8 protein-coding genes are annotated in these 10,276 nt (G+C 68.1%); 5 read left to right on the forward strand and 3 right to left on the reverse strand.

Annotation, left to right across the window (positions count from 1 at the left end; genetic code table 11):
• The first annotated feature begins 79 nt into the window (after nt 1–79).
• A complete protein-coding gene (locus tag ABZU75_RS42810) occupies nt 80–763 on the forward strand; it encodes a response regulator transcription factor (RefSeq protein WP_350926623.1) in 684 nt (227 codons plus the stop codon).
• A gap of 94 nt (nt 764–857) precedes the next feature.
• On the opposite strand, the gene ABZU75_RS42815 is transcribed toward ABZU75_RS42810, so the two are convergent.
• Nucleotides 858–2,006, reverse strand: a complete 1,149-nt coding sequence (locus tag ABZU75_RS42815; RefSeq protein ID WP_355568017.1) for an inorganic phosphate transporter — start codon at nt 2,004–2,006, stop codon at nt 858–860.
• A gap of 858 nt (nt 2,007–2,864) precedes the next feature.
• Here ABZU75_RS42815 and ABZU75_RS42820 point away from each other — a divergent pair.
• Both ABZU75_RS42820 and ABZU75_RS42825 read left to right on the forward strand, forming a co-directional pair.
• The gene (locus ABZU75_RS42820; protein ID WP_355568020.1) at nt 2,865–4,097 is read left to right on the forward strand and encodes a sensor histidine kinase; all 1,233 of its coding nucleotides are present in this window, start codon (nt 2,865–2,867) and stop codon (nt 4,095–4,097) included.
• A gap of 2 nt (nt 4,098–4,099) precedes the next feature.
• A complete protein-coding gene (locus ABZU75_RS42825; RefSeq protein WP_355568023.1) occupies nt 4,100–4,789 on the forward strand; it encodes a response regulator transcription factor in 690 nt (229 codons plus the stop codon).
• A gap of 5 nt (nt 4,790–4,794) precedes the next feature.
• Here the strand turns inward: ABZU75_RS42825 and ABZU75_RS42830 are convergent, their stop codons facing one another.
• Nucleotides 4,795–4,992 (reverse strand): hypothetical protein, encoded by a 198-nt coding sequence (locus ABZU75_RS42830; protein ID WP_355568026.1) that lies wholly within the window; start codon nt 4,990–4,992, stop codon nt 4,795–4,797.
• 215 nt (nt 4,993–5,207) lie between these two features.
• Here ABZU75_RS42830 and ABZU75_RS42835 point away from each other — a divergent pair, with 215 nt between their 5' ends.
• Together ABZU75_RS42835 and ABZU75_RS42840 are read left to right on the forward strand one after the other, a co-directional pair.
• The gene (locus ABZU75_RS42835) at nt 5,208–6,140 is read left to right on the forward strand and encodes an ATP-binding cassette domain-containing protein (protein WP_355568029.1); all 933 of its coding nucleotides are present in this window, start codon (nt 5,208–5,210) and stop codon (nt 6,138–6,140) included.
• Nucleotides 6,137–6,907, forward strand: coding sequence for an ABC transporter permease (locus ABZU75_RS42840; RefSeq protein WP_355568032.1), 771 nt, complete (start codon nt 6,137–6,139; stop codon nt 6,905–6,907). The genes ABZU75_RS42835 and ABZU75_RS42840 overlap by 4 nt, the downstream gene beginning before the upstream one ends.
• Before the next feature lie 77 nt (nt 6,908–6,984).
• Here ABZU75_RS42840 and ABZU75_RS42845 read toward each other — a convergent pair.
• Nucleotides 6,985–10,276 (reverse strand): CARDB domain-containing protein (locus ABZU75_RS42845; protein WP_355568035.1); only part of this gene is annotated, 3,292 nt, incomplete at its 5' end.

Raw genomic sequence — 10,276 nt, forward strand, 5'->3', positions numbered from 1 at the left:
GGCGGATCCGCCGCGACCTGGCCGCCAGATGCCGGTGCGCGGAAACACCCAGTGCCACCAGTGTCCCTACCATCGATACATGACGCGGGTACTGATCGTCGAGGACGATCTGTCCATCGGTTCGGAGCTGACCGAGGCGCTGTCAAGTAGCGGCTACCAGGTGAGTCTGGCGATCACCGGGGGTGAGGCGCTGGATCAGGCGCGGCAGTTCGTCCCCGATCTCGTCCTGCTGGATCTCGGTCTCCCCGATGCCGACGGGGTGGTGGTCTGCCGGCGGCTGCGGACGGTCCTGTCGCAGGCGGTGATCGTGGTGCTGACCGCACGCGTCCAGGAGTTCGAGGTCGTGGTGGCCTTGGACGCCGGTGCCGACGACTATCTGACCAAACCGTTCCGGCTCACCGAGCTGCTCGCCAGGTTGCGGGCGCATCTGCGTCGCCAGACCGTATCGCAGCAGGAGTCCGGTGTGTCCGTCGCCCGCCTGCGTCTGGACCTGCGCGCCCGGCGCGCCTACATCGCCGAGGACGAGGTCATGCTGCGGCCAAAGGAGTTCGACCTGCTGACGGTGCTGGCCTGCCACGCCGGTGAGGTGGTCACCCGCGAGGAGCTGATGGAGCAGGTGTGGGACGCCAACTGGTTCGGGCCGACCAAGACGCTGGATGTGCACGTGTTCGCCCTGCGCCGAAAGCTCAGCGAGTACGGGGAGGATCCACAGCGGATCACCACGCTGCGGGGGCGCGGCTACCGCTACGAAGTTGATCTCTAGTCCGCCTTCCGGTCCGCTCCCATCGCCCTCGCGGTGTGGCGACGTCACGACGCCGGCCACGCGCATCTTTGCGCCACGGTGGTATGAGCCCTCTTCAGCCCTCTCGCATCGCCGGGACCGGGGCCAGGCGCCCGGTCCACTCGTCGTTGACGTTGCCGGCGTTGACCGGACGGCGCTGCGAGGCCACGTACAGCCCCGCCGACAGCATCAGGGCGACGGCGAAGACCACTCCCACGCCCAGCACACCGCCGATCACACTCGCGCTCGCCCAGGCCAGCGCCCCCACCACAGCCGCGGCCGGGAGGGTGACCAGCCACGCGGCGGCCATCCGGGCCGCGACGCTCCAGCGCACCTGGTCCAGGTGCCTGCCGATGCCCGCGCCGATCACCGACCCCGTGCACACGTGCGTGGTCGACAGCGGGAGGCCGAAGTGGGAGGAGGCGAAGATCACGGCCGCCGAGGAACCCTCCGCGGTGAACCCCTGCGGGGTCTCGATGTCGGTCAGCCCCTTGCCCAGGGTACGGATCACCCGCCAGCCGCCCAGATAGGTGCCCAGCGCGATCGCGGTCGCACTGGCCACGATCACCCACAGCGGCGTTCCCGCGTCCTTGCCGATCGCCCCGGCAGCGATCATCGCCAGCGTGATGACGCCCATCGTCTTCTGCGCGTCGTTGGTGCCGTGGGCCAGCGACACCAGTGACGCCGAGCCGATCTGGCCGTACCTGAGCCCTCGCCCGCGGGTCTCCTCCGGTGCGTTCCCGGTGATGACGTACATCAGGTACGTACCGGCCGCCGCCACCAGGATCGCCGCCGGCGGCGCGAGCACGGCCGGGACCAGCACCTTGGACACGATCTCGGCTCCCTTGACCGCCGAGGTGCCCGCCGCGATCACCGTGGCCCCGACCACACCACCGATCAACGCGTGCGAGGAACTGGAGGGAATACCGAAGTACCAGGTCAGCAGATTCCAGGCCAGACCGCCGATCAGGCCGGCGAAGACCACCGTCAAGGTGATCGCGCCGGTGTCGACGATGCCCGTCGCGATGGTCGCCGCGACCTTCAGCGACAGGAACGCCCCGGCGAAGTTCAGCACCGCCGACAACCCGACCGCCACCTTGGGCCGCAACGCCCCGGTCGCGATCGAGGTCGCCATGGCGTTGGCCGTGTCGTGAAAACCGTTGGTGAAGTCGAAGGACAGCGCCGTCACGATCACGATGGCGAGCAACACGATGTTCGCATCCATGCCCTCACCTATGACACCTCGGACGCCGTTTAAGCACGTCAGAGTGTCCATCGCGCAGAGTTGACCTTCCCGTCGGCCGCCTGTTGCCAACGCGGTGCCCGGCGACCCGTCCTGGAGGACCCGGATCGAGGCGACCCGGCGGTGGGAAGCCGGAGGACACCGCGCCCGGCCGGTACGGGTGGTCGAACGCCTTCCGGAGAACGTACGCTCGTTCCGCGGGCGTCAGCCTCGCCATGACGGGCAGCACCGCGAGCGCCGGCGCCAGGGGCCGGCGTACGTGTCGTGCCGCGACCGGGCGGGCCGAACGACATCGGCGGGTCCGCCTTCCCGTGCGGATATCGGCCCGGTTTCCGGCCTGCCAGGAAATACGGTGAATAGGTAATCGCCGGAATTGAAGCTGATGCGAAGTCGTGGACGTTGCGTCAGATTCGATGTCATCGGGATCGTGTCCGGTCGGTTGACTGATAGAGAGGCCATGTCCAGGTCGGCCCCGCCGTCTTGGTGGATGGCGAGTGGTGATCCATTAACGGGCCGGGCCGACCTGGACCCCGACCCACCGGCCCGTGAACGCGGGAGCGTTTTCGGGCCTTTCCCCGGGGTCGGTGGTCCGAAGTGGTCCGGATCATGGTCATGGACGGATTGTCGGCGTGGATCCTCTCTGCCTCCGAAGAAAGAGGATCGCGATCGTTTTTCGGCGGGATGGAGCCCCACTTGAAAAGCTACCCGAGTGATATATCCGCCACATACCGCGCAAAGTTTGTTTTTTTCTACACCTACCGCGTTATGCCTTGTACACCTCCTGCGGTATATGGCACGAAGAGGGATGTCAGCCGGCGGGAATATGACTAGCATGCGCTGATGTACAGCTATGCGAGGACATCCTGGCGGAGACTTCTCACAGCGCATCCACTGCTCGTCGACACTGTGATCGCGGTGGCGCTGTCCGCCGTCATGTGGATGTGGGAACTCAGCGATGCCAGGTACGGGTCGCGTCCGCCGGACGGCCTGTCGCTCGCACTGACCATCGCGGTGAACATGCCGTTGGCCCTGCGACGGCGGATACCGTGCACGGTGCTGGTGGTCTCGTGCGCGGTGTCCCTGGTCCACCTGGCACTCGGCTACCACTCCCAGGTGAACAAGATGGGAGCGCTGCTGGTGCTGTACACCGTGGCCGTCCAGCGGCCCGTGGCGGTGTCACTGGCGGGGGCGGTGCTCACCTTCGGCCTGTGGTGGTGCTCCTCGATGGTGTTCCCGGGCACCAAGTTCTGGATGGCCGTCGTGTGGCCGCTGCTGGCCGTCGGCTTCACCTGGGCTTTCGGTAACGCCACCCGGATGGTCGTCGAGAGCAACCGGCGGCTCACCGAGCTGACCCGGCAGTTGCGTGACGAGCAGGAGAACAAGGCCCGGCTGGCGGTGGCCCAGGAGCGAACGCGGATCGCCCGCGAACTGCACGACGTGGTCGCCCATCATCTGTCGGTGGTCGCGGTCCAGGCCGAGCTGGGCCAGTACGTGCTGTCAACCGATCCGGCCACCGCCGGCACGGCACTGGCCACCATCGCCGACACCACCCGTGAGGCCCTGGACGAGATGCGACTGCTGCTGTTGATCCTGCGAATCGGGGCCGACGACGAGCGGGAGACGCGCTACGACGTGACGCCCGGACTGGGGGACCTGGAAACACTGGTCGAACGGGTGCGCACAGCCGGGGTGACGGTGACCGTGACCGTGACCGGCAACGAGCAGCCCCTGCCCCAGGGGCTGGATCTGTGCGTCTATCGGATCATCCAGGAGTGCCTGACAAACGTCGTCAAGCACGCCGCGCCCACCCGGGTGCGGGTGACCTTCACCTACGGCGCGGGCGTCCTGACATTACAGGTGTGCGACGACGGCCGCCTCGGTACCGGCCAACCGGTCGAAGTGATCCAGAACACACCAGGCCAGGGATTGATCGGCATGACTGAGCGGGTCAAGCTGTACCAGGGCACGATCATCACCGGTCCTCGCCCCACGGGCGGATTCCAGGTCGTGGCGACCCTTCCCCTGCTCACCCGTCCCGGCCAGGAGCCCGCCGCCCTAACCAGCGAGAGGTGACGATGATCAGGGTTCTGGTAGCCGACGATCAGGAACTCATCCGGGCGGGACTGACCGCCCTCCTGCGCGCCGCCCCGGACCTTGAAGTAGTCGGTGAGGCCTCGGACGGTCACGAGGCCGTCCAGTGCGCCGCCGCCACCCATCCAGATGTGATCTTGATGGACATCCGCATGCCCGGCATGGACGGCATCGCCGCGACCAAGCGCATCCTGGCCGACAGCCTGGCCGACGGCGGCGCGTCTCGTACCCCGCAGATACTCATTCTGACCACTTTCGACATCGATGAGTACGTCTACCAGGCGCTGCGCGCCGGAGCCTCCGGCTTCCTGCTCAAGCAGACCCCGGCCAAGCGCCTCCTGTCCGCCATTCACACCGTCGCGGCCGGGGACGTCCTGCTGTCACCCACCAGTACCCAGCGATTGATCGAGGCGTTCACGCCCGCCCCGCCCGCGGTGCCCGATCATGACATGTCCCAGCTTTTTGCTTTGACCGCTCGCGAGCTTGAGGTCTTCACCCTGGTCGGCCAGACGCTGTCCAACCATGACATCGCCCAGAAGCTGTGCCTGAGCCAGGCCACCGTGAAAACCCACCTCAACCGCGCGATGAGCAAACTCGGTCTGTCCAGCCGCGCCCATGTCGTCGCCACCGCCTACGACTGCGGGCTGGTCACCTCGCGTCGACAGGCGGGCTGACCCGCCTACCGGCGCGACGGTTCCAACATCGCGATCCCGGTCAGGATCAGCGGCGTGGACCGGTCCAGGGCACCTGCCCACAGGGTCTCGGGAGCCTTGGCACCGAACATCCCGCTCGGCCTGGCCGCACCGACGTCGCCGGAGGGCCGTCCATCGTCTCCGACTCCGGTGACAGGTGGCGCGTCCTCGCCTTCCCCGCCCACGGTTCGGCGCCGTTGTCGTCATGCCGATCCGGGGGTCGGCCCGGCGACCCAGGCTCCCGCCGGACCCGGGCGTGGCCGCGGTACCCGGCGCCGGTTCGCGCCATGACGGGTCCCCTGCCGTCGAACGCCGGAAGCCCTGGCACTCCAACTGTGTATCTGGTACAGATTAATCTATGTATAAGATACACGGTACGACGTACATAGAAAGGGCGGGCATGACCGACGCCGCGATCCATGCCCGTGGCCTGGGCAAATCCTTCGGTGCGACGCGGGTGCTGAACGGAGTCGAGCTGACCGTTCCGACCGGCTCGCTGCTGGCCCTGCTCGGACCGAACGGGTCAGGCAAGACGACAACGGTCCGGATCCTGACCACGCTGCTCGCCGCGGACAGCGGCACCGCCACGGTGGGCGGCCACGACGTCGCGCGGGAAGGCGTCGCGGTACGGCGCAGCATCGGCCTGACCGCCCAGCAGGCCACGGTGGACGACCTGCTCACCGGAAGGGAGAACCTGGAGTTGTTCGCCGGCCTGCACCACCTGGGCAGGCGGGAAGCCCGGCGGCGGGCGGCCGAACTCCTCGAACGGTTCGATCTCGGCGCCGCCGCGAACCGCCGGGTCTCCACCTACTCCGGCGGGATGCGCCGCCGCCTCGATCTGGCGGCGAGCATGGTGGCCGTACCGCGGATCCTCTTCCTCGACGAGCCCACCACCGGCCTTGACCCGCGCAGCCGGGCGGAGCTCTGGTCGGTGATCCGCGAACTGCTCGCCTCCGGCACCACCATCCTGCTGACCACCCAGTACCTGGAGGAGGCCGACCGGCTCGCCGACCGCATCGCGGTGATCAACAACGGCCGCGTCGTCGCCGACGACACCCCGGCCGCCCTCAAGCGCCAGGTGGGCGCGGAGCGCCTGGTGCTGCACCTGTCACGGGCCGAGGACGTCTCCCGGGCCGGCGCCGTCCTGGTCACCGGCACCGGACCGCATCTCGACGCCGACGCGCGGGAGGTCACCCTGGCAATGCAGGGCCCCGACCAGTTGCGTCACACGCTGAACCTGCTGGACCGGGAGGGCATCGCCGTCGAGCGGGTCGAGCTGCGCAGCCCCACCCTGGACGACGTCTTCTTCGAGTTCACGGCGGTGGCGGTATGAGCGGGACGACGATGGGCGATCTGGGGCGTCTGGTCACCCGCGCGCTGCGCCACGAGACGCGCACCCCCGACGCGCTCATCGTGAACATCGCGCTGCCGGCGCTCATCATGATCGTCTTCGTCTACGTCTTCGGCGGCGCGATCACCACCGGGTCCAGCGGGCTGACCTACATCGACTTCGTCGTTCCCACCGTGCTGCTCATGTCCGGCGGGTACGGCGCCGCGTTGACCGCCGTGACCGTCACGGACGAGATGACCCGAGGAATGATCGACCGCTTCCGGACCCTGCCCATCAGCGGCTGGGTGGTGCCCGCCGGGCATGTCGTCGCCTCGGTGGTCCGCAACGTGGTGGCGACCGGGATCGCCCTGGCCGTGGCGATCGCCCTGGGTTTCCGCCCGGACGCCACGCTGGCCGACTGGGCGCTGGCGCTGCTTCTCGTCATCGGGTACGTCCTGGCGGTGTCCGCGATCGCGGTGCTCTGGGGACTGCTGGTCACCTCGACCCAGGCCGCCGGTGCCTTCAGCTTCGTCGTGATCTTCTTCCCGTACCTGTCGGACGGCGTCGTCCCCGCGGAGACCATGCCGAGCCTGCTCCGCGGTTTCGCCGAGTACCAGCCGACCACGCCGATGGTGAAGACGCTACGCGGGCTGCTCCTCGATCACCCCATGGGCGACGCGGGGTGGCTCGCCACCGCCTGGCTGGCCGCCGGCGTGGCGATCAGCATCCCCATCGCGGCGGTGCTGTTCCGGCGCCGTACCTCGGCCTAGGACCGGTACGACCGGCCATGCGGGTGTCCAGGTTGGGGAGCACACCACATGGCCGGTCGTTCTCAGGCGCGGGAAGACTAGGGTGTGATCACGAAGCTGGACCCCGGTTCCTTCACGATGTTGCCCTTGGCCGAGTTGGTGATGGTGACGTTCGTCAGCGTCGCGCTGCCGCGGGCGCCGCTCATCGCCAGGATGCCGGCACCGTTGTTGGACTTGTCGATCCGCACATTGGTGATCGCGACGCCCGGCATGTTGCCGCCCCCCGTCTTGAACTGGATGCCGTCGTAGGTCGAGTCGTAGATGTCGGTGTCCCGGATGGTGACACCGGTGATGTCCCGGTTCGCCGCGAAGAGCGTGATGGCGCCGAACTCCTGGTCCTCGTTCCAGAAGACGCCGCCGCACCGGTAGAGCGCGTTGTTGGCCACCAGGGTCTGCCCGGAGAAGGGCAGCGGGTCGTGGTCGGTCGCCAGCATGATGCCCGGGTAGTTCATGGTGTCGTAGATCAGGTTGTTCTCGATCTTGTTGCCGTAGCCGCCGTAGATCGCGATGCCGGTCGCCCGCCAGGGCAGCTGGATGGTGTTGTTGATGAACTGGTTGTCGTGCCCGATGTCCACCGCCGGGTCCTTGACGTACCGGTTGGCCCAGACCGCCAGGGAGTCGTCGCCGGTGGTGCGGAACGATGAGTTGAACACCCGCGAGTTCCGCGTGCCGTTGCTGAAGTTGATGCCGTCGGCGTAGGTGTTGCGGATGCGCATGCCGCTGAAGTCCAGCCCGTCGGCGGGTCCCCACAGATCCGGGATGTTGTCGTAGTCACGGCCGACCCAGACGCCCACGTTGGCGTGCTCGATCCACACGTTGGAGATCTTGGTGTTCTTGCCGAACCGCCCGTTCAGCCCCACCCCGCCCTCGGCGTTGCCGTCGCCGCCGCGAATGCGGCCCGAGCCGAAGATGGCGATGTCGGAGATCTGGACGTTGTCGTCGATGTCGAAGCCGAAGTTGCCCTCGTGCGGGTGGTTGATGCCGCCGGTCGCCAGGTGCGGCTCGGTCAGGGTGTACAGCTGGGAGTGCCACATCCCCGCTCCGCGGATCGTGACGTTGCTGATGCCCACCTGGTTGAACTGACCCCGGTTCAGCGGGTCGTCGGTGAGGATCTTCTTCTCCTGCCGCCACTGTCCCGCCGGGATCCACACGCAGCTGATGACCCCGTTCTGGTCGTCCGTCACCGCCCGCTGGATGGCGGCCGTGTCGTCGAGCCCGTCGTTGGGCACCGCGCCGTACGCCGTGATCGAGGTGCAACCGGCCGGCTGGCTCGCCGGTGGTGCCACCTGCTCCAGGTCGATCAGGTCGATGATGTAGAACGAGGCCGTGTCGGTGGCGTCGCGCTGCAGCCGGAACTTGGTCCCCACCGGGTAGGTCGACGACAGTAGCGCGTGCGACTCGTCGAACAACCGCCGGGCGTCGGCCTGCGGGGTGTTCGTCAGGGATTCCGGGCCGTCGCTGTTCCCGTACAGCCAGCTGTGCCGCGACGAGAGGGTCAGCTTCTGGGCGAAGGTGTCGTTGATGTACAGGCTGATGGTGGCCTCGATGCCGCCGCCGTTCGGCGCGTCGGGGATGGAGTTGCGCACCACGATCGAGTTGGCGGAGTTGGTCGAGGTGAACTCGACGAACTGCCCCGTGCTGTTCAGCCGCACCGACTGCCGGCCGGAGGACTCGGTGGCGAAGTTGGTGTGCCCGAAGGTGCGCAGCGGGTCGGCCGTCAGCAGGGTGCCCTGGTACCTGGCGGCCTCGGCCTCGTACTCGACCCACGGAACCGCCGCCCCGCGCCCGACCACGATCGCCTGGGAGAGCGTGTTGTTGGTCTCGTTGGTCTCGGCGACGACGTTGGTCGCGTCGGCGGTGGCGGTGATGGTGGCACCGCCACTGGTGGCGGTCCAGCTGCCGCTGACGGCCACGTTGACCGTCGCGCCCGCGGCGATCGACGGGGTGTTGGTGTTGAGCGTGGTGCCGCCCACCGTCAGCCGGGTGACCGTGGTCGCGCCCGTCGCGGTGTTCCCGCGGTTCTTCACCGCCACGGTGAACGTGACCGCCGCGCCGACCGCCGGGTTCGGCGGGTTGGAGCTGATGCTGAGAACCTGCAGGTCGGGGCCGGGAGCCTCGGTGACCACCAGCGGCGATGCCGCGGTGAAGGTGTTGTTGCCCTCGTTCTGCTCGAAGACCGTGTTCGACTCGTCCACCTTGGCGCTGACGGAGTAGCTGGCCGCGCCGCGGGTGCCGATGTTCGCGGTCACCGTGGCCTGGGCGCCGGCCGCGAGAGCGGCGACCGGAGCGGTGCCGGCCAGCGTGCCGCCGAGATAGAAGTTGACATTGGTCGCGCCGGAGGCGGCGGTGCCGATGTTGCGCACCGTGCCGGTCAGCGTGATCGGGTTGGTCTCGATCGGCGCGTTCGGGGACCAGGTGAGAGCCGAGACCGTCAGGTCGGGGTTCGGCGCGGGGACGCCGATGACCTGGAACTCGGCGACCTGCCCGGCGGGTGCGCCGGTGTTGCCGTTGAACTTCAGCTGGACGTCGGCGACGGTGGCGTTGACGTCGATCGTCACCGTGTTGCCGCCGGAGGCCGGGTTGAACGTGTAGTTCTGCGCCGACACCAGGTTGGTGTAGCCCGTGGCGTTCTGCTCCCGGCCCAGGACCTGGATGTTCTGGGTACGGGTGCCCCACGCGGCGTCCGGGTTCAGCTTCAGCACGACCGAGCTGACGCTCGCGTTGGCGCCGAGCTTGACCGCCAGCGTGTTCGGGTAACCGGCGTTGCCCTCCCAGTAGGTGGCCGTGTTGTTGTCGTTGGCGTTGGCCGCGACGAACGTGTGCACGTGGCCGGACTCGACCATCTCCTTGCCGATGGCCAGGTTCGAACCGGGATCGCCGGTGCCGTTGCGGGTCACCGTGTTGCTGTTCGCCGAGACGTTGCCCGCCGCGTCCTTGGCCCGCACGAAGTACGTCACGGTCGCCGACGCCGGTTGGTTGTCGGTGTAGGTCAGCACGTTGCCGACGCTGCCCCGGAGCTGGTTGTTGGCGTAGACGTCGTACCCGGTGACGCCCACGTTGTCGGTCGAGGCGTTCCAGGTCAGCTTGATCTGGCCGGAGACCGGCTGGGTGAAGGCGAGGTTGCCGGGGGCCGACGGCTTCTCGGTGTCGCCGCCGCCGGCGGCGGCGTAGATCTCGAACTCGGAGATCTGCGCGGCGGGCCAGCCGGTGTTGGCGGTGACGTTGACGCGCCAGTAGCGGTAGGTCGCGGCGCTGAAGTCGATCGTGACCTTGTTACCGGTCGCCGGGTCGAACGTGTAGTTCGCCGAGGCCACCACCGTGCTGTAGCCG

Origin of the sequence: Streptosporangium sp. NPDC005286, from assembly GCF_040607515.1 — a bacterium.
GTDB lineage: Bacteria > Actinomycetota > Actinomycetes > Streptosporangiales > Streptosporangiaceae > Streptosporangium.

Bases quoted from the DNA above. Each gene is read 5' to 3' on its own strand.
- ABZU75_RS42820 (WP_355568020.1), top strand. From the start codon at position 2,865: ATGTACAGCTATGCGAGGACATCCTGGCGGAGACTTCTCACAGCGCAT.
- ABZU75_RS42815 (WP_355568017.1), bottom strand. From the start codon at position 2,006: ATGGATGCGAACATCGTGTTGCTCGCCATCGTGATCGTGACGGCGCTG.
- ABZU75_RS42835 (WP_355568029.1), top strand. From the start codon at position 5,208: ATGACCGACGCCGCGATCCATGCCCGTGGCCTGGGCAAATCCTTCGGT.
- ABZU75_RS42810 (WP_350926623.1), top strand. From the start codon at position 80: ATGACGCGGGTACTGATCGTCGAGGACGATCTGTCCATCGGTTCGGAG.
- ABZU75_RS42840 (WP_355568032.1), top strand. From the start codon at position 6,137: ATGAGCGGGACGACGATGGGCGATCTGGGGCGTCTGGTCACCCGCGCG.
- ABZU75_RS42825 (WP_355568023.1), top strand. From the start codon at position 4,100: ATGATCAGGGTTCTGGTAGCCGACGATCAGGAACTCATCCGGGCGGGA.